Annotated in this window: 21 protein-coding genes and 1 pseudogene; 7 read left to right on the top strand and 15 right to left on the bottom strand. The window is 50.7% G+C overall.

Annotated elements, in window-relative coordinates; all coding sequences use genetic code 11:
• Positions 1-44: 44 nt before the first annotated feature.
• Both mdoH and mdoG read right to left on the bottom strand, forming a co-directional pair.
• Positions 45-2,552: a glucans biosynthesis glucosyltransferase MdoH gene (mdoH, locus tag RTM13_RS05295; RefSeq protein ID WP_312210726.1), complete on the bottom strand. Its 2,508-nt coding sequence runs from the start codon at positions 2,550-2,552 to the stop codon at positions 45-47.
• Positions 2,545-4,080, bottom strand: a complete 1,536-nt coding sequence (gene mdoG, locus RTM13_RS05290; RefSeq protein ID WP_312210725.1) for a glucans biosynthesis protein MdoG — start codon at positions 4,078-4,080, stop codon at positions 2,545-2,547. The genes mdoH and mdoG overlap by 8 nt, the downstream gene beginning before the upstream one ends.
• A 271-nt stretch (positions 4,081-4,351) precedes the next feature.
• On the opposite strand from mdoG, the gene mdoC reads away from it, so the two are divergent.
• Positions 4,352-5,512 carry a glucans biosynthesis protein MdoC gene (gene mdoC / locus RTM13_RS05285; protein ID WP_312210724.1) on the top strand — a complete coding sequence of 387 codons (1,161 nt, stop codon included), beginning with the start codon at positions 4,352-4,354 and terminating at the stop codon, positions 5,510-5,512.
• Between the two features lies 1 nt (position 5,513).
• Here the strand turns inward: mdoC and RTM13_RS05280 are convergent, their stop codons facing one another.
• The 5 genes from RTM13_RS05280 to csgB form a co-directional block, all read right to left on the bottom strand.
• Positions 5,514-7,001: a phospholipase D family protein gene (locus RTM13_RS05280; RefSeq protein WP_312210722.1), complete on the bottom strand. Its 1,488-nt coding sequence runs from the start codon at positions 6,999-7,001 to the stop codon at positions 5,514-5,516.
• Positions 6,934-7,476 carry an O-acetyl-ADP-ribose deacetylase gene (gene ymdB / locus RTM13_RS05275; protein WP_103819491.1) on the bottom strand — a complete coding sequence of 181 codons (543 nt, stop codon included), beginning with the start codon at positions 7,474-7,476 and terminating at the stop codon, positions 6,934-6,936. Before ymdB ends, RTM13_RS05280 begins: the two co-directional genes overlap by 68 nt.
• Before the next feature lie 130 nt (positions 7,477-7,606).
• Positions 7,607-7,930, bottom strand: coding sequence for a curli assembly chaperone CsgC (csgC, locus tag RTM13_RS05270; protein WP_312210720.1), 324 nt, complete (start codon positions 7,928-7,930; stop codon positions 7,607-7,609).
• A gap of 57 nt (positions 7,931-7,987) precedes the next feature.
• Entirely contained in the window at positions 7,988-8,422 is a 435-nt protein-coding gene (csgA, locus tag RTM13_RS05265) for a curli major subunit CsgA (RefSeq protein WP_312210719.1), read from the bottom strand.
• A 42-nt stretch (positions 8,423-8,464) separates the two neighbouring features.
• Positions 8,465-8,920: a curli minor subunit CsgB gene (gene csgB, locus RTM13_RS05260; protein ID WP_312210718.1), complete on the bottom strand. Its 456-nt coding sequence runs from the start codon at positions 8,918-8,920 to the stop codon at positions 8,465-8,467.
• 754 nt (positions 8,921-9,674) lie between these two features.
• Between csgB and csgD the strand changes: the two genes are divergently transcribed.
• From csgD to csgG, 4 genes are read left to right on the top strand one after another with little or no spacing between them, the layout of a single operon-like run.
• Positions 9,675-10,325: a biofilm master transcriptional regulator CsgD gene (csgD, locus tag RTM13_RS05255; RefSeq protein ID WP_042392665.1), complete on the top strand. Its 651-nt coding sequence runs from the start codon at positions 9,675-9,677 to the stop codon at positions 10,323-10,325.
• Positions 10,326-10,329: 4 nt separating this feature from the next.
• Entirely contained in the window at positions 10,330-10,719 is a 390-nt protein-coding gene (csgE, locus tag RTM13_RS05250) for a curli production assembly/transport protein CsgE (RefSeq protein WP_312210716.1), read from the top strand.
• A gap of 29 nt (positions 10,720-10,748) precedes the next feature.
• Positions 10,749-11,165 (top strand): curli production assembly/transport protein CsgF, encoded by a 417-nt coding sequence (gene csgF / locus RTM13_RS05245; RefSeq protein WP_312210714.1) that lies wholly within the window; start codon positions 10,749-10,751, stop codon positions 11,163-11,165.
• Between the two features lie 33 nt (positions 11,166-11,198).
• Complete coding sequence (gene csgG, locus RTM13_RS05240; RefSeq protein WP_312210713.1) at positions 11,199-12,032, top strand: curli production assembly/transport protein CsgG; 834 nt, start codon at positions 11,199-11,201, stop codon at positions 12,030-12,032.
• Between the two features lie 31 nt (positions 12,033-12,063).
• On the opposite strand, the gene RTM13_RS05235 is transcribed toward csgG, so the two are convergent.
• From RTM13_RS05235 to RTM13_RS05220, 4 genes and pseudogenes are all read right to left on the bottom strand, one after another.
• Complete coding sequence (locus tag RTM13_RS05235) at positions 12,064-12,555, bottom strand: DUF1097 domain-containing protein (RefSeq protein ID WP_312210711.1); 492 nt, start codon at positions 12,553-12,555, stop codon at positions 12,064-12,066.
• A 101-nt stretch (positions 12,556-12,656) separates the two neighbouring features.
• Positions 12,657-13,211 (bottom strand): molecular chaperone, encoded by a 555-nt coding sequence (locus tag RTM13_RS05230; protein ID WP_312210708.1) that lies wholly within the window; start codon positions 13,209-13,211, stop codon positions 12,657-12,659.
• Between the two features lie 19 nt (positions 13,212-13,230).
• Positions 13,231-13,572, bottom strand: a pseudogene (locus tag RTM13_RS05225) (phosphatase); the annotation flags it as partial.
• Between the two features lie 78 nt (positions 13,573-13,650).
• Positions 13,651-14,376: a methyltransferase gene (locus tag RTM13_RS05220; protein WP_312210707.1), complete on the bottom strand. Its 726-nt coding sequence runs from the start codon at positions 14,374-14,376 to the stop codon at positions 13,651-13,653.
• A gap of 45 nt (positions 14,377-14,421) precedes the next feature.
• On the opposite strand from RTM13_RS05220, the gene RTM13_RS05215 reads away from it, so the two are divergent.
• Complete coding sequence (locus RTM13_RS05215) at positions 14,422-14,670, top strand: hypothetical protein (RefSeq protein WP_312210706.1); 249 nt, start codon at positions 14,422-14,424, stop codon at positions 14,668-14,670.
• 20 nt (positions 14,671-14,690) lie between these two features.
• Positions 14,691-15,080 carry a hypothetical protein gene (locus tag RTM13_RS05210; RefSeq protein ID WP_312210704.1) on the top strand — a complete coding sequence of 130 codons (390 nt, stop codon included), beginning with the start codon at positions 14,691-14,693 and terminating at the stop codon, positions 15,078-15,080.
• A gap of 46 nt (positions 15,081-15,126) precedes the next feature.
• On the opposite strand, the gene RTM13_RS05205 is transcribed toward RTM13_RS05210, so the two are convergent.
• The 4 genes from RTM13_RS05205 to RTM13_RS05190 form a co-directional block, all read right to left on the bottom strand.
• Entirely contained in the window at positions 15,127-15,438 is a 312-nt protein-coding gene (locus RTM13_RS05205) for a hypothetical protein (RefSeq protein WP_312210702.1), read from the bottom strand.
• Positions 15,402-15,680 carry a hypothetical protein gene (locus RTM13_RS05200; protein WP_312210701.1) on the bottom strand — a complete coding sequence of 93 codons (279 nt, stop codon included), beginning with the start codon at positions 15,678-15,680 and terminating at the stop codon, positions 15,402-15,404. The genes RTM13_RS05205 and RTM13_RS05200 overlap by 37 nt, the downstream gene beginning before the upstream one ends.
• A gap of 332 nt (positions 15,681-16,012) precedes the next feature.
• Positions 16,013-16,621: a hypothetical protein gene (locus tag RTM13_RS05195; protein ID WP_312210699.1), complete on the bottom strand. Its 609-nt coding sequence runs from the start codon at positions 16,619-16,621 to the stop codon at positions 16,013-16,015.
• Positions 16,621-17,061, bottom strand: a complete 441-nt coding sequence (locus RTM13_RS05190) for a hypothetical protein (protein WP_312210698.1) — start codon at positions 17,059-17,061, stop codon at positions 16,621-16,623. Before RTM13_RS05190 ends, RTM13_RS05195 begins: the two co-directional genes overlap by 1 nt.
• Positions 17,062-17,097 lie beyond the last annotated feature (36 nt).

Genomic DNA, 17,097 nt, shown 5'->3' with positions numbered 1-17,097 from the left:
CTCTGTAGGCCCGTGCAAGCGCAGCGCCGCCGGGCGTTGCAAACTTATTTCGTTTTCAGCGCGTCGTATTCACTAATCCACGACGAATAACGCTCCGGCGAGGACCAGACACGGTAGTGCAAACGTGACATTGTCACCGGATCACTCAGCAGCACCAGACGACGGTCGCGGGAGAGTTTATCCGGCGTCTCGTTCAGCGCCTGCTCGACATGGCGATCGCGGGCAATCTCCAGCACCTGGCTTGCTCGGTGACGGGCCGTTGCCATAGCAGTGGCCAGTGCGTTATATGACGGGTTAAACACAGCCTGCATAAAGCCATTTTCCAGCGACCGTTCACGGTTCAGCGTCAGATATCTGTCGGTATCCACCAGCACCTGCGGCGGGGAATACTCTTCCGGGATCAGGAACAGCTTCCAGCGCTTAGTACGCAGGCCTACCGTTGCGCGGCTCGAAATGACCGAGACAAACGGGGAGAGGATCAGCGAGACAACGATCGGTGCCAGCCAGAACAGGAAGCGCAGATCGAGCCACGCCATGCCAATTGCCCAGACCAGACCAAGCAGCATCTGCGAGCCGTGACGCATAAACGCCTCGCCCCACGGGGTAGAGTCATCGTCACGCTGCGGTGAGTTCCAGACCACTTCCCAGCCGAGGAAGGCACTGACCACGAACACGGTGTGGAACAGCATACGCACCGGGGCCAGCAGCACGGAGAACAGCACCTCCAGCAGCAGCGACGCCGTCACACGCAGGAATCCGCCGTACTCTTTCGTGCCTTTGCACCAGATCAGAATGATACTCAGCAGCTTCGGCAGGAACAGTAGCACCATGGTCGAGGCAAAGAGCGCTATCGCCAGTTCAGGACGCCACTGCGGCCAGACCGGGAACAGCTGACGCGGCTGCAGGAAGTACTGCGGCTCGGTCAGGGCGTGAACCACCTGCAGCGCCGTAGAGAGCGCAAGGAACATAAACCACAGCGGCGCGGAGAGGTAGGACATCACCCCGGTCAGGAACACGGCGCGGTGCACCGGATGCATCCCTTTTACCAGGAACAACCGGAAGTTCATCAGGTTGCCATGACACCAGCGACGGTCGCGTTTCAGCTCATCCAGCAGGTTCGGCGGCAGCTCCTCATAGGAGCCTGGCAGATCGTAGGCGATCCACACCCCCCAACCGGCGCGACGCATCAGAGCCGCCTCCACGAAGTCGTGGGAGAGGATAGAGCCAGCAAACGAGCCTTCGCCCGGCAGCGGCGCCAGCGCACAGTGCTCGATAAACGGCTGCACGCGGATGATGGCATTGTGGCCCCAGTAGTGTGACTCCCCGAGCTGCCAGAAGTGCAGACCGGCGGTAAACAGCGGGCCATAAACACGGGTGGCAAACTGCTGACAGCGCGCGTAAAGAGTATCCATACCGGAGGCGCGCGGCGAAGACTGGATAATCCCGGCGTTCGGGTTAGCCTCCATCAGACGTACCAGACCGCACAGGCAGTCGCCAGTCATGACGGAGTCCGCATCCAGTACCACCATATAGCTATACTGGCTGCCCCAGCGGCGGCAGAAGTCGTCAATGTTACCGCTTTTACGCTTCACACGACGGCGGCGGCGGCGATAGAAGATCTGTCCTTCACCCTGCACCTCGGCAATCAGCTCCATCCACGCCTTTTGCTCTGCCACGCAGATATCAGGATTGTAGCTGTCGCTAAGAATATAGACGTCGAAGTGCTCGGCATTACCGGTGGCTTTCACCGACTCCCAGGTCGCACGCAGGCCAGCGAAAACGCGGTCAACGTCCTCATTACAGATCGGCATGATCAGCGCGGTGCGGTGCTGCGGGTTTAGCGCCTCATCCCCCACCGTGGAGGCTGAAATGCTGTATTTATCACGGCCGATCAGCAGCTGGAGGAAGCCCATCAGCGCGGTCCAGAACCCGGCCGACACCCAGCAGAAGAGCACCGCAAAGAGGATCAGGATCCCCGTTTGCAGCACATAGGGCAGAAGCTGCATAAAGGAGACCAGCAGATCCTGACCCATCATGTCTTCCGGGGCGATCAGCGCCCAGCCCTGATAGGGGAGAATGGTTTTCATGTACCAGGTTGCCACCACCGTCTGGGCAATGGTCAGCAACAGCAGAATGTAACGGCGGATAGAGCCCACCGTACGCCACTTCTGCTCGCTCGCCTGCTGCTCTTTAGTCAATCGCGACAGGTAGCGCGGCGGTACATCGCGACCGCGCAGGCGATCCCAGAAACGGCCAATCGGGTTCGTACGCCACGGATCGGGGAACATAGAGGAGCGCTTCGCCTCGGGCATCGCCTTTAGCTGACTGCGTCCTTCATCGTCCTTAATCAGTTGCCCTTCCGCCAGCGAATCCGGCCAGGCGTGCTCAAGGCGCGCCTGAACTGAACCCAGCGGAGTGTCATCGTCCCGCTCATAGCGGCGATGCTCAGCGTCCAGCGCTTCGTGCACGGCGCGCAGATCCGTTGTCGGCAGCGCCGCTCTCTCTTCAGCAGAGAGAGACAGCGCGTCGATATATTCAGTTGTCTTATTCATTGGCAGGTAGCTGATAGCTCCAGGTTTCACTCAGCGGCTGCTCGGCATTCACCAGCGCAGCACGCATATCGGTCGTCTTTTTCTGGTCTTTAACCTTAACGCGTAAGGTTAAACGCCATCCCTGAGTGACCGGGTTATAGCGCACAACGTTTTCAACGATTTCACCGTTATCACCGATGCTGACCTGGGCAGTGACTGGGGTATCCTGCGCCAGCTTTTTCATCTCTTCACCGGTGAAGTCGACGACAAACGCCAGGGTGCCGTCCGGCTGACGGATCAGGTTGGACTGTTTGACATCGCCGGTTGAGCGGCGTGTCTGCGTGACCCAGGCGTTATCCGGAGCATGCAGTTTGTCTTCGTCGCGGCTAAAGGTGATGGTGTACTTAAAGTTCATCTCTTTACCGGCTTCCGGCAGCTGATCCGGCGTCCAGTAGGCCACGATATTGTCGTTGGTCTCATCGTTGGTCGGGATCTCTACCAGCTCGATTTTCCCTTTGCCCCACTCGCCTTTCGGTGTGACCCAGGCGCTCGGACGCAGATCGTAGCGATCGTCGATATCTTCGAAGCGGTTAAACTCGCGGCCACGCTGCAGCAGACCAAAGCCCTGCGGGTTCTCCATGGCATAGCTGCTCACGGCCAGGTGTTTCGGGTTGTTCAGCGGACGCCAGATCCACTCCCCGTTACCGGCATGCATAGAGAGACCGTTGGAGTCGTGCAGCTCCGGGCGGAAGTTGGTCGCCGGTGACGGCTGGTTTGGACCAAAGAGGAACATACTGGTCAGCGGGGCGACGCCCAGCTTGCCGACCTTATCGCGCAGGTAAACTTTAGACTGCACGTCCACTACGGTGTCACGGCCCGGGATCACCACAAACCGGTAGGCCCCGGTCGCGCGCGGCGAATCCAGCAGGGCATAGATAGTCAGGCGTTTGTCGGTGGGTTTCGGGCGTTCAACCCAGAATTCGCGGAAGTGCGGGAACTCTTCGCCGGACGGCAGCGCAGTATCGATGGCCAGACCGCGGGCGGAGAGACCGTAAACCTGCCCGGCACCGATCACACGGAAGTAGCTCGCCCCCAGCATGCTGACAATTTCATCGTTCTTGTCTTTGCTGTTGATAGGATAGAGAACCTTGAAGCCGGCAAAGCCTAAATCTTTGACCGTGTCTTTATCGTGCTGGACGTTGCCAAAGTTAAAATAGTCCGGGCTGTACTTGATCTTATGCACCGCCGTCGCCGTCACTTCATTGACGGTTACCGGCAGGTCGAAGTACATACCCTGGTGGTAGAACTCAAGCTTAAATGGGGTTTTAACGTTGTTCCAATACGCTTTGTCGTGATTGAATTGAATCTGCTGATAGTCCGCGTATTTCATGTCACGGAAGACAGAGGGCAGGTTGCTTTTCGGGGCTTCATAGCCTTTTGCGGCTAACGACTGCGCCTGTTTTGCCACGTCATCGATGTTAAAGGCCCAACCCGATGAAGAGTACAGGGATAACAGCACCGCTGCGCCTAACCAACGCATTTTCATCACTTGTAGATTATGTTTCATAATAACTAAGCACTTCCCCCTTTGTGTGCTTAAATCGATCCGATCTATTTTAATGGTATTTCAGGCAATCCGACAACTTAATCCCCGCTTTGTTCAGCCGCTGGCTCAGTGGATAAGCAAATAAAAGCAACACCTTGCCAATTGCGCGTTTATCCTGGAGACAGGCCGCCACGCTTAGTGTAGGGTTGCCAACGAATGTAATCATAACTGGCCTTAGGGATAAGGCGATAAGTCTGATATTGCACGGAGTGATATGAGTAAAATACCCGCACAGCGCGAATACTTTTTAGATTCCATTCGCGCGTGGCTGATGCTGTTAGGCATCCCCTTTCATATCTCATTAATCTACTCAAGCCACGTCTGGCACGTGAACAGCGCTACGCCTTCGTGGTGGCTGACCCTGTTTAACGACTTTATCCACGCTTTCCGGATGCAGGTCTTCTTTGTTATCTCGGGCTACTTCTCTTATATGCTCTATCTGCGCTATCCCTTGAAGCGCTGGTGGAAAGTGCGCGTCGAACGCGTCGGCATCCCTATGCTGACCGCTATCCCGCTGTTAACGCTGCCGCAGTTCCTGATGCTTCAGCACGTTAAAGGCAAGGCCGATAGCTGGCACACCCTCTCCCTCTACGACAAGTATAATACCTTAGTATGGGATCTGGTTTCCCACCTCTGGTTTTTACTGGTGCTGGTGGTGCTGACTACGCTGGGACTGGTGCTGTTCCGTAAGCTCAAACAGGCGGTGGCGGTGGATCCGGACGCGCTGCTAAGCCAGCTTACCCTGCCAAAGCTCACGCTGCTGTTTCTGCTGCTTGGCGTGCTGTATGCCGCACTGCGCCGCACCCTGCTGGTTCTCTATCCGCCGATCCTCAGCGACGGCCTGTTTAACTTTGCCGTTATGCAGACCCTGTTCTACCTACCGTTTTTTGTGCTGGGAGCGCTAATCTTTATTACGCCTCGGCTCAAGGCGCTCTTCACTACGCCGTCGTGGGGATGCACGCTGGGCGCGGCGCTGGCCTTTGTGGCCTATCTGCTGAACCAGCGCTACGGCAGCGGCGATGCATGGATGTATGAGACAGAGAGCGTGATTACGATGGTGATGGGGCTGTGGATGGTGAACGTGGTCTTTTCCCTGGGGCACCGGCTGCTTAACTTTCAGTCGTCCAGGGTGACCTACTTCGTCAACGCATCGCTCTTTATCTACCTGGTGCACCATCCGCTGACGCTGCTCTTTGGCGCATGGATCACCCCGCTTATTCACTCCAATACGCTGGGCTTTATCTGCGGGCTGATCTTTGTGGTGGGCTGTGCCATAGCACTCTATGAGGTGCATCTGCGCATTCCGCTGCTGCGTTTTCTCTTCTCCGGCAAGCCTGAGGTGAGCAAAGCGCAGCCGAAAGAGGTGCGGAACTAATTTAAAGGAGCCACTCCACTGGCAGCCGGGAGGCTAATCGCACCAGCATTCGCTGCCAGAAACGTGTTTTAGGCTCCTTCTTTAATACTTGCTCCTGGCCGTCCTGGGTGTCGATCCAGTTAATTCGCCCCCAGCGGTCAAGGCGCAGCTCCCAGGCAGCATCGCGCTGGCTCTGCTGAAAACGTTTATGGATCACCTTCGCCAGCGGCTCGCTCTCAATGACGAAGCCCATCTCGGTGTTGAGCATGGCCGAACGGGGATCGAAATTAAACGAGCCGATAAATACTTTCGCGCCATCAATGCTAAAGGTTTTAGCATGCAGGCTGGAGCCGGAGTTACCCGTCAGGCCGCGATCGTGAATATGTCGGCCACCTTCCCGGGTGGGTTTTAGCTCATATAAGGCTACGCCGTGGCGCAGCAGCTTTTTACGCCAGCGCGCATAGCCCGCGTGCACCACCGCCACATCGTTCGCCGCCAGCGAGTTGGTAAGAATGGCAATTTTCACCCCTTTGCGTACCATCTGCAGCAGCTGCGCTACCCCGGCACGGGTCGGGACAAAATAGGCAGAGATGATATCAATCTGCTCCTGCGGCATCCCCATCACCTTCACCAGACGCTGCGGCAGCAGGGTATGCTCGCGCGCCCTGCCCTGCCCCTTGCGCGGATCGTCGCTCAGCAGGCGAGTTTTGGCCCACAGCATAGGCAGCGTTCCCGCCTCTAGCCGGGTGGAAAACTGGGTGGTTTCAAGCTTGGACAGGTAGCGCCGCGCCGTCTCATCGTTGTACCAGGACTCAGGCACCTGAATATGTCCATCGATATCATCATCTTTAATATCGAGCACTTTCTCCAGGGTGGAAACTGACTTACAGGTCCAGTAGCGTTCAAAGTCAGCAACGACGTCGCCTACCACCGGGCCAATCGCCAGTACGTCAAGATCGGAGAAGAGCGGCTGCTCTCCCGCGCCAAAGTACGCGTCGCCAATATTTCTACCACCGACGATGGTAACTTCGCCATCAGCGGTGAAGCTTTTATTGTGCATGCGCCGATTCAGGCGAGCAAAATCGGTAAGATACCCCAGCGCCCTGAAGAGGCGGAAAGAGAAGGGATTAAACAGCCGGACGTCGATATTGGCATGGGCATTTAGCTTGCGCAGAATATCATCCAGCCCCTGGGTGTTGTTATCGTCCAGCAGCAGGCGGATCGTAACGCCCCGCCGGGCCGCTTTAAGCAGCTGGGAGAGCAGCAGCCGCCCGGACATATCGTCTTCCCAGATATAGTACTGAATGTCCAGGGTACGCTCAGCCATCTCAATCAGCCGATAGCGTGCAGCAAAGGCGTCAAGGCTATTGTCCAGCGCCAGAATGCCGCACGCGTCGGGATGGGCTGCGCAAGCCGGAGCGATCGCGCGCCCCAGTCGCGTATTATGCGTCTGGTTCGTCACCCTGCTGGGTGAGTAGTCGTTGATAAAGCCGGGCATTTTCATCGTCATAACAGACAAAGTATACCTGACCAATCGACGGATGCCGGGTTAGATAATCCGAAACCGTAGCGACAGCGATCTCTGCTGCGGCAGGTTTAGGGAAACCGTAAATGCCAGTGCTGATTGCCGGAAACGCCACCGAGTGATAGCCGTTGGCCTCTGCCAGCTTCAGGCTATTACGGTAGGCATCTTCCAGCAGGCGTTGCTCGTGATCCTCACCGCCGCGCCAGATTGGCCCCACGGTGTGGATCACCGCCTTTGCCGGTAGTGCCCCGGCAAGGGTGATCACCGCATGGCCTGGCGGACACTCGCCCTGCTGCTCCCGCACGGCTTTACAGGCGGCCAGCAGCGCGGGTCCGGCGGCACGGTGAATAGCGCCATCGACGCCGCCCCCACCCATTAAGGAGGGATTAGCCGCATTAACAATGACATCTACCTGTAACGTGGTAATGTCACCCTGAATAACCTCCATACGCGATTGCATATTTGCCTCTCTTATCTCATCGCTTTCAACTAAGTGTATAGCAGGGTGTGGCAGGCGGGAGAAATTACACGGCGTTCAGTCAGACTGTATAGCGATCCAGCAGGTTGATTTTACACTGAATATTGCTGCTTTATTGCTCAGCGGGCCACTGCTGCACGAGGTGCAGGGCATCTCCGTCGGTCACCGTCACAACAACTTTGACCGTATCTTTTGGCGAGATATTCATGCTCAGGCGCGCAAGTTTGGTCGGTTGGTTAGCGTGCAGGGTTAGCGTCTTTCGCTGCTGGGTATTGCTCTGCCCGCTTACGCCCGCGTGCACGGTAAGGATCTGGATTTGGCAAACGCAGGGCTGGGTGACAACGACCTGGGGGGTAATGGTATAGATATCCTGCTGGCGCTCGGTCAGAAACGTAATCTGGCTGGCCAGGGCGGCAACTAAGAGAAAGGGGTGCATGGCGGCCTCCTGATAAAAAAACAGGGCCGAAGCCCTGTTTTTTCGCACCAGATAGAATTAGTACTGGTTAGCCGTTGCGTTGTTGCCGTAGCCAACCTGACGTACTTCTACGTAAGACTGAGACGCGGTCTGGTTAACCAGCGCGCCGTTAGCGGTACCGTATTGACGTACGTCGATATCAGAGTGGCGGCTGTTCCACTGGTCGATAGTGGCATTGTTACGAGAGCCGTTCTGGGACAGGCTGATAGAGCTGTCATCAGAACCCTGGCCTACGTCTGCGGCGTTACGTGAGCCATGCTGAGTCACGGTCAGATCGGAGTCACGAGCATCGGTCTGCAGAGCCAGCGCGGAGTTATTGCTGCCGTACTGGAAAATGCTTAATTCAGAGTTCGGGCCGCCGAAGCTGCCGCCGCCATATTGACCAACGGAACCTGCGAAAGCGCTGCCGGAAATAACGATCGCTGCCAATGCTGCCACTTTAATGAATTTCATGGTTAACTCCCATCGGATTGATATATTAGATTCACAACGGATTTAGCGTTGAATAACGCGAATAGCCATTTGTGATTGCCTCTGCACTACAACTGCCGTTTTTTGCGTACCATACTGAGTAATATTCGCTTTGTTACCCGAACCTTTCTGAATAATCATTGCGGTATTACCGTATGCACCTTGCGTTATACTCGCGTCATTAGCACTGCCTGACTGATCTATATACGCAAAGTTATAGGCTCCTGCCTGATCAATCTTTGCCCGGTTACTCGCCCCTTCCTGGGAGATAACAGCGTGCATTTTAGATCCGTCCTGACGTAGCTGGGCGCTATTATTGGTACCATCCTGGCCAATTATCGCAGCCTGATTGTAAGACGTTTTGCTCAATTCATTTACCGCAAAGTTATATTCCGATACAGCCAGATCATAACCTGACGCGGCGGCTATCCCAGGCGCACCCAGCATTGTTAACACCATAATCAACGTTCTGTTTTTCATGTTGTCACCTGGACCTGGATTATTCTCACTATTAAATAATTTGCTCCGCTGTTATTAACGTATTTTTACATCCGTTAACGCTGCGTTACGGAAAAGAGTATGTAACGGCAATTATTAATAATATCTCACCCAGCAGTGGTATTTTTATCTATATGTTCACCTTAAAGTGCTAACGTCCTAAAAAATAGCCGGATGATGCATAAAATAAATTTTGCGACAGAAGTTTGGTACAGGTTTGAGCGTTATAACAACCGGAACTGAGTTATGCCCTGGTAGCAGCCACATGCGGGTACGCGTAAAAATTTTGTGGTTTTGCGATCACCAAAGCAACTTTTTTCACCCCCGACCTGACTTTGATAACGCAAGTTCATAAAATTTAGCAGCATAAAAAAATCAAAATCTTGCCTTTTAAGATATATTACCTTTAAAAACAGTATCTTAAAATAATTTGTATGATTTTTAAATCTGATGCAAAAGTATTAATTTGTACAACTTTTCCATGAAATTTATACATCAAATAATCGTCAATATTACATTTTAAAATTTACTTTTACATTTTGTTACATGTTTAACACTTGATTTAAGATTGGTAATGGCTAGATTGAAATCAGCAGTATGTTTGAGTTTTTGTTAAATTTCGCCCATAGGGCTCACTCTTATTGATTACACACAGCAGTGCAACATCTGTCAGTACTTCTGGATACCCAGTAAGACCTGGGGAAAAAGACAGGTGTACCAACAAGCGGGGTTTATTATGTTTAACGAAGTCCAGAGTTTTCAAAGTCAATCTATTCTCTTGATTACTAAACCTTCCTTACAAGCTGCTGCCTTGCTGCAGCATCTGAAACAGTCCCTCTCTCTATCGGGGAAAGTGCATAATATTCAACGTTCTCTGGATGATATATCGCCCGGAAGCGTGATTCTGTTCGACATGATGGAGGCAGATAAGAAGCTGATCCATTACTGGCAGGACAATTTAGGCAGGAAAAACAATGCAGTTAAGCTGTTATTGCTGAATACGCCGGACGAGTACCCGTTCCGTGACATAGAGAGCTGGCCGCATATCAACGGCGTTTTCTATGTGACGGAGGATCAGTCCCGTGTTGTTGATGGTCTTCTCAGCGTACAGCGCGGCGAGTGCTACTTCTCCCAGAAGCTGGCCAGCTACCTCATTACCCACTCCGGCAACTACCGTTACAACAGCTCCGAAGCCGCGCTGCTCACGCACCGGGAGAAGGAGATCCTTAATAAACTGCGAATTGGCGCATCGAACAATGAGATTGCCCGCTCGCTGTTTATTAGTGAAAATACGGTAAAAACCCATCTCTACAATCTTTTCAAAAAGATATCCGTAAAAAATCGTACACAGGCCGTCTCCTGGGCTAACGATAACCTCAGGCGATAATCCCATGAAACGGTTCGTTGCATGGTTTGCAGCCGCAGGTCTCCTGCTGGCTGCCGGGAACCTGCGCGCTGTCGAAGTGGAAGTTCCCGGATTGCTGACCGATCGTACGGTCTCTTCTGTTGGACACGATTTTTATCGTGCTTTTAGTGATAAATGGGAAAGCAGTTATACAGGGAACCTGAGCATCAATGAACGTCCCAGCGCACGGTGGGGAAGCTGGATAACCATTACGGTCAATCAGGACGTAATATTCCAGACGTTTTTATTTCCTACCAAACGCGACTTTGACAACAACGTCAACGCCGCGATAGCGCAAACCCAGGAAGCACTGGATCGCCGGCAGATAGATCAAGCATTGCTTGGTACTGGCGATTTAGCGCGAGATGAATTCTAAAACACGATAAATTTCTTTCGGAGGCTCACATGCGTATTGCCTGTGCCATAGTCACGCTTTTGCTTGTCTCGCCGTCAATATGGGCTGGAAATATGACCTTCCAGTTTCGCAACCCTAATTTTGGTGGCAACCCCAATAATGGCGCGTTTTTATTAAATAGCGCCCAGGCGCAAAACTCCTATAAAGACCCGGATTATGACGATACTTACGGAATAGAAACACCCTCAGCACTGGATAACTTTACCCAGGCCATTCAGTCCCAGGTACTGGGAGGATTATTGACCAATATTAATACTGGCAAGCCGGGAAGAATGATCACCAGTGATTTTATTGTTGATATCGCTAATAACGACGGGCAGCTTCAGCTCAACGTAACAGATCGCAAAACCGGGAAAACATCCACTATAGAGGTGTCGGGTTTACAGAGTGGTTCAACCGACTTTTAAAGCACAGCTACCGTTTTTACAGGAATAATAATTATGCAGCGCTTACTCACCATGCTGGCTGTCTGTTTACTCAGCGGATGCTTAACGGCACCACCGAAAGAAGCAGCCAAACCAACATTAATGCCTCGGGCCCAAAGTTATCAAGATTTAACCCATCTGCCGATGCCAACCGGTAAGATATTTGTCTCTGTTTATAATATTCAGGATGAAACCGGACAGTTTAAAGCCTATCCGGCGAGTAACTTCTCTACCGCAGTCCCGCAGAGCGCCACCTCTATGCTTGTCACGGCGCTGAAGGATTCACGCTGGTTTATTCCGCTTGAGCGCCAGGGGCTGCAGAACCTGCTTAACGAACGGAAGATCATTCGTGCGGCGCAGGAGAACGGCACGGTGGCGGTTAATAACCGCTTCCCGCTTCAGTCGCTGACTGCGGCTAACGTGATGGTCGAAGGCTCGATTATCGGCTATGAGAGCAACGTGAAGTCCGGTGGAGTGGGTGCGCGTTACTTTGGCATCGGGGCCGACACCCAGTACCAGCTTGATCAGGTCGCGGTTAACCTGCGCGTGGTCAACGTGAGTACCGGAGAGATCCTGTCGTCGGTCAACACCAGCAAGACGATCCTCTCCTATGAGGTGCAGGCCGGGGTCTTCCGCTTCATTGACTACCAGCGTCTGTTGGAGGGTGAGATCGGCTTTACTGCGAACGAACCCGTCATGCTGTGCCTGATGTCAGCGATTGAAACCGGGGTGATTTACCTGATCAACGATGGTATCGATCGCGGGCTGTGGGATCTGCAAAACAAGGCGGAGAGCGAAGATCCGATTCTGGTGAAATACCGCCATATGGCGACGCCGCCAGAGTCGTAATCGCTCCTGAGCACTATCGAAGCGTGGCGGACTACTCCGTCACGCTTTTTTTTGTGCTGTTACTGGCCGCTCTTTCGCGCCAGCTGGCCAGCCACAGGCCGCTGTTCTTCATGGCATAGCCAAACAGTAAGCCGACGGCCAGCGACGGAACGACAGTTCGCCAGTCGCCCTGCCCGGCAAAGGTGGCACAGGCGCCGATAAAGGTACCGGGAACAAAGGAGAGTAGTAGACTCTTTGCCTGGATGCACATCAGGAAGGCTACAACGCCAGTGAGCAGATAGCTAACGATGCTCAAATGCGGACTTAATGCGCTGCCATAAATAATGACCTGCGCCCAGGCTACGCCGCTCATTACCGTAAAGGTGGAGATCAGTAACCCTTTAATCCCACCCTGCGGGCAGGCGAAATAGGCCGTACAGCCAAGGAAACCCGCCCAGCTCAGCAGGCCCAGTGAGACGGCAACCCAGCCCCAGAGGCCGGAGAGAATGCCTGTCGTTAATGCAATTGAGAAGAGTATGTTCATGGCGCGCATCTTAGCAGAAGCGTGCCATTGAAATGAGATCGCCAGCACTTTATTTGCAATCTGGCGACTATTGTTACATTGTTATTGTGATTCTAATCACATTACTCTGCGGACTCTTCCTCAAGCTCATCCCACATGGCGGCGATAGCGTCTCGGGTGAGCGACGCCATGGTGCGCCAGAAAGGGGTAACAGCGTGGGCTTCAACCTTGCCAAGGAACGTTCCACACCAGGGCAGCAGGTAGTCGGCAAACAGCGTCTCCAGGGCCTCACTCTCATCTTCCGCTGCATTATCTTCCAGCCAGGAGGCAGCCAGCAGCAGAGTACCAAAGTGATCCGCTGGCACATCGGTCAGCGGCATACCCCGGGCGGCCAAAAATGCTCTGACCTCTGCCTCGTTTGCCCCCTCCTGCCACGCATGGCGATATGGCGCAACGCTGCACTCGTCACCGATGAACAGATTGTGGTAATCCGTCACCAGGGCGGGATCGTCGACGCTCTTTTGCAGACGGGCCAGCAGCTCATCCTGCTCCAGCGGCCAGTTTGCTGCCAGCTTGCCCTCGCGGATCAGCGTATAGAGCGGGGCTAAAAGCGGATCCTCAGGCTGGCGGTAGTAGAGTGAGCCCAGCACGCGGCAGAGGATTGAAAACTCGTTCATTATAGGTTCCATTAAAAAATTAAAGTTCAGCAAACTCGGCAATCGGCGGCATTCCGCGCGATTTAAGGAAGTTTAACAGGCGGCGCGGCGAGACGTTAAGGATCCGATCTTCGGGAAAACCGACGTCATCCAGCACCTTACGACACTCGGTAAAATCACCCAGCGAAAAGGCGGTGTGCGAGTCGGATCCTAATGCTACCCAGCCCCCGGCATCACGCACGGCGGCGGCGATAGCCCGGCAGTTCGCCTCGCTGCCCTTGCGCGAATGAAGGAAGGAGGAGTTATTGATCTCCAGCGCAACATCATATTTTGCTGCCGCTGCGGCAATGGCCGGTATATCAACAGGATACTTCGGATTCCCAAAAGTAATTTCTGAACATATCATAGCAAAAGTGCACCATCACCGCCATCCAACAGGGCTACAATCTGACATTTTCAATCACAGATCAACAATTAGGTACTCAACCGTTACCACTTCACAAACTACGTTAGTACCGTGCCATTGATCCCGGTAGATAGAAGTATCGATACCGCAACCTGCCTCGAACGTCCAGCCAGTATCTTGAGAGAACTTTTTGTACTTGGTACTTTCACGTCTCTCATAGCAATGTACCCCAGAGTACACAAAACCTGCACTACCTTGCGGTACTATCCATACCCCATACGGGGCTAAGGTACTACCGTGTTCGATTATCTTGTACTCAAACTCGCTACCCGAGTACTTACCAGTTTTAACTTCACTGGTTTTGATCTTACCGAAGGGAGGATTACCATAAACAACATCGTACCTATCAGCACTTGAAAAAGTTAATGCATCACCAGTAACCCATTCAGCTTCTGGTAGTACCCTCTTCCCAATCATTACGTACTCTGGGTTTAGTTCAACGCATGTAATGTGCTCTGGTTTGTTACGCTGGTACTGATCGAATGATAGCCTTCCAATACCCGCACATAGTTCAATGCAACGTCCGGTACATCCGGCATCAATGATGAAATCCCATGAGAGCATTTCAGGGGTAAAGAAGGCTCCGGTCGAACCTACGGCATCCCCTGCATAGTTCTGGAGGATAAACTCTTTTTCATCGTATGTTAGTGCTCTATCTGAATGTACCAACTCCATCACTTTTTGATGTTGTTGTGATTCCTTTTTTGTTAACTTTCCCATAATCTATACCTGTACAATTTAAGTACCAGTATTTAGGAAAAAATAATGAAAAAACTTTGGATGATGTTAATTGCATTAGCTTTAACAGGTTGTGCAATGGTCCAGTACAATGATGGTAAGACTGTTAGTATTCAGGCTGACGCTTGGTATGGTTTGGATAGTTTACAGAAAACAGCTAATAATGCATGTAAGCAGTATGGGAAATCTAAAGCAACATATACACATAGTGCTAACATGAACCCGAATCTACCCGCAGGTACAGGTGTACAAAATACTATCTGGGAATGTAGTTAAATTTTAATGATGATAAAAAAATGAAGAAAGCATTAATATTTTTAGGATTAATTGCTTCATTAAAGTTGAATGCAGCTCAACTTGAAAACCAATTAAATTGGATAAGCATCCCTAAAACAAAACTATGTACAGTCAATGTTCAATTAGATAATGAAACATCACCCCATGAAATGAAGGAGTTTGTGACGATAATTGATTACGGTAATCAATTCTATATAATCCCAGAACCAAAACCTGATCGGAGCAGTATCTTGAGTCCGAAATTAGGTTATTCTGAAAAATATGGACAGCCCAGCGGAATAGCTGATAGAAATGGAATGATCTTTATAAAGGGATTGGGTGCAAGAACGGGGATTTATGACTTATATGATCCAGAGGCGAAATCAAAAATAGTATATCTTTGTCCTTGATCATCCCCCATACAAAGTAAAGGCCGAATTAAATCGGCCTAATTTCTTACTTACTTGCTAATTTTTTTGTTGCGGCAGATGGTTTACCAATAACCATTTGCATACCATCTTTAGTTTTTTTCATTGATTTCATGAGTGATTTGGCCGCAAAAGGTAGCTGGCTATCTTTTTTAACCAAATAGCCACCTTTAACTTTTTCTATAACACCATCTTTTTCAAGTTGTTCAAAGTCGATTGCTGATACTGCTTTAGCTTGCTCAATTAAACTTTTTAAAATTTCGTCGCGTGAGGGCATACCATCATTCATCTTGAAATCTCCAATTAACTCCCACCAACCAATAGTATAAGTACTTTCCATACTTCACTCAACGGTACTGGCGGTAGTAACACACCAAACGCTGCCAGTACCGGAATGATAACATAGTTCCAGAGTACAATGAATGTGAGTACCCATCCCAAGCCTTGCCGCCATGTGTACCCATTACGCGTTTCCTCAAGAGTAATCTGGTTCTGCTCATGACTGTTCTGTACAGTTTCATCCTTCTTCTTCTGAAACAACCCTACCCCTGCCTTGATCAATTCTAAAATTACACTAATCATTTTTTGCATCCTGCATAATTTGGCATACGCATGAATAAACGCGGTGCCCCTTGAAAACATGGTTAAAGGTATAAAGTACCCTAACGTTAACCATACTCTTGTGTAGTTCAATCGATAGTGAATCATCCTCACCCACTCGTGGGGTATTATCATGATTGAACGTATATACCACCAAGTTACCCTGCCCCTTATCTACCTTCTTCTTGATGTACTTACTACCAGATAGACCATTATCATAGGGGATAGTTACGCTTACTGGTGTAATTGTCTGAAATGAAAAATCTTTGAGTACAGAATGATCATAACAGGGGAAATGTTCTAAATCGGTCATATTAATTTCTCCAACGGTAATCGAATGTACCGCGTAATGTTCTTAATTGTTGTATTACCTTCTTCTCTGTTTCATCATAGAAATCAAATAATGGTTTTCTACCTATTGAACCGTAGTACCCAATTACTCGCTTATCTCGTGACAGTTTGGGGTTACGCTTGGATGATTTCTTTGTTGTATCGATGAGGTATGTAGTACCGTTCCTGCTCTTAACTTTCTTGTACTTATTACTCTGAGATCTTGCACGTAACTGTGCAATGTTACCCTGCTTCGTTAGCTTGGCATTCTGGTACGGTATCATTTTCGATTCTGGACGACGTGAGTACTGAGGATCGAGAATATACTTAAGATAAGAAGATTGATTTGGCAGTACAATAATCTGGTTAACAGTTTCATTTTGATTAACCTTTTGGTACTTAAATTTTAAACTACGGTTAGTAAATGGTACTGCCCCACCCTTTACTTCCTGGTTGAGCTTAACTTGCATCTGTTGCGTTACAGTACGCATTCTGGTACTCAATTCTTTTTTAAACTGTTCACCAATCTTTGGACTATTATTATTAATAAATCGTCTCATATCATTTGGGCTATTGCCCCTACGCCATGCCATTATTGTAACTCCCCAATTAGTGTTTGGATTACTCCATACAGGTTCGCACCATTAAGGGGTAAACGAGCTTTACACATTACTGCCTTGTTTAAATTGTCCGGTAATAAGCCAAACATACATATCAATGCAGCTTCTACTATTGCCGCTTCATTTGTTGTTTTGAAACACCATAAGATTGATTTTTCATAATCGTAACCAGCATCAATGAGTTTGTTCACTTTTGTACTACTTCCCGTGTACCTCTTCCAGTCACTTGGCTGCGTAGTACTTAATAGTTTTTTTACATCTCTTGTACGTTTATAAATATTCTTCATACCGATATAAAACCGACCATCTTCAAAACGGATAATGTAGACAAACGAGGCATAGTTACCACTATCTACATCTGACACATCCCATTGTTCTGGATTATGCATACTCCAGTCTTTTGCAATTCTCATAATAAATACTCCTATATATGGAATATTTATTAGGAA

The sequence above is a fragment of the Pseudescherichia sp. genome (genome assembly GCF_031979925.1).
Taxonomy (GTDB): Bacteria; Pseudomonadota; Gammaproteobacteria; order Enterobacterales; family Enterobacteriaceae; genus Pseudescherichia.
The sequence above is the reverse complement of the archived record's forward strand: the minus strand, read 5'-3'. Positions and strand labels throughout refer to the sequence as shown.

What these genes read in the sequence shown, in the direction of transcription:
- RTM13_RS05280 (WP_312210722.1), bottom strand. Translation starts at nt 7,001, where the DNA reads ATGACGATGAAAATGCCCGGCTTTATCAACGACTACTCACCCAGCAGG.
- ymdB (WP_103819491.1), bottom strand. Translation starts at nt 7,476, where the DNA reads ATGCAATCGCGTATGGAGGTTATTCAGGGTGACATTACCACGTTACAG.
- csgB (WP_312210718.1), bottom strand. Translation starts at nt 8,920, where the DNA reads ATGAAAAACAGAACGTTGATTATGGTGTTAACAATGCTGGGTGCGCCT.
- RTM13_RS05195 (WP_312210699.1), bottom strand. Translation starts at nt 16,621, where the DNA reads ATGGCATGGCGTAGGGGCAATAGCCCAAATGATATGAGACGATTTATT.
- RTM13_RS05220 (WP_312210707.1), bottom strand. Translation starts at nt 14,376, where the DNA reads ATGGGAAAGTTAACAAAAAAGGAATCACAACAACATCAAAAAGTGATG.
- RTM13_RS05210 (WP_312210704.1), top strand. Translation starts at nt 14,691, where the DNA reads ATGAAGAAAGCATTAATATTTTTAGGATTAATTGCTTCATTAAAGTTG.
- mdoC (WP_312210724.1), top strand. Translation starts at nt 4,352, where the DNA reads ATGAGTAAAATACCCGCACAGCGCGAATACTTTTTAGATTCCATTCGC.
- RTM13_RS05190 (WP_312210698.1), bottom strand. Translation starts at nt 17,061, where the DNA reads ATGAGAATTGCAAAAGACTGGAGTATGCATAATCCAGAACAATGGGAT.
- RTM13_RS05235 (WP_312210711.1), bottom strand. Translation starts at nt 12,555, where the DNA reads ATGAACATACTCTTCTCAATTGCATTAACGACAGGCATTCTCTCCGGC.
- mdoH (WP_312210726.1), bottom strand. Translation starts at nt 2,552, where the DNA reads ATGAATAAGACAACTGAATATATCGACGCGCTGTCTCTCTCTGCTGAA.
- RTM13_RS05200 (WP_312210701.1), bottom strand. Translation starts at nt 15,680, where the DNA reads ATGATTAGTGTAATTTTAGAATTGATCAAGGCAGGGGTAGGGTTGTTT.
- RTM13_RS05215 (WP_312210706.1), top strand. Translation starts at nt 14,422, where the DNA reads ATGAAAAAACTTTGGATGATGTTAATTGCATTAGCTTTAACAGGTTGT.
- csgG (WP_312210713.1), top strand. Translation starts at nt 11,199, where the DNA reads ATGCAGCGCTTACTCACCATGCTGGCTGTCTGTTTACTCAGCGGATGC.
- csgC (WP_312210720.1), bottom strand. Translation starts at nt 7,930, where the DNA reads ATGCACCCCTTTCTCTTAGTTGCCGCCCTGGCCAGCCAGATTACGTTT.
- csgA (WP_312210719.1), bottom strand. Translation starts at nt 8,422, where the DNA reads ATGAAATTCATTAAAGTGGCAGCATTGGCAGCGATCGTTATTTCCGGC.
- RTM13_RS05205 (WP_312210702.1), bottom strand. Translation starts at nt 15,438, where the DNA reads ATGGAAAGTACTTATACTATTGGTTGGTGGGAGTTAATTGGAGATTTC.
- RTM13_RS05230 (WP_312210708.1), bottom strand. Translation starts at nt 13,211, where the DNA reads ATGAACGAGTTTTCAATCCTCTGCCGCGTGCTGGGCTCACTCTACTAC.
- csgE (WP_312210716.1), top strand. Translation starts at nt 10,330, where the DNA reads ATGAAACGGTTCGTTGCATGGTTTGCAGCCGCAGGTCTCCTGCTGGCT.
- csgD (WP_042392665.1), top strand. Translation starts at nt 9,675, where the DNA reads ATGTTTAACGAAGTCCAGAGTTTTCAAAGTCAATCTATTCTCTTGATT.
- csgF (WP_312210714.1), top strand. Translation starts at nt 10,749, where the DNA reads ATGCGTATTGCCTGTGCCATAGTCACGCTTTTGCTTGTCTCGCCGTCA.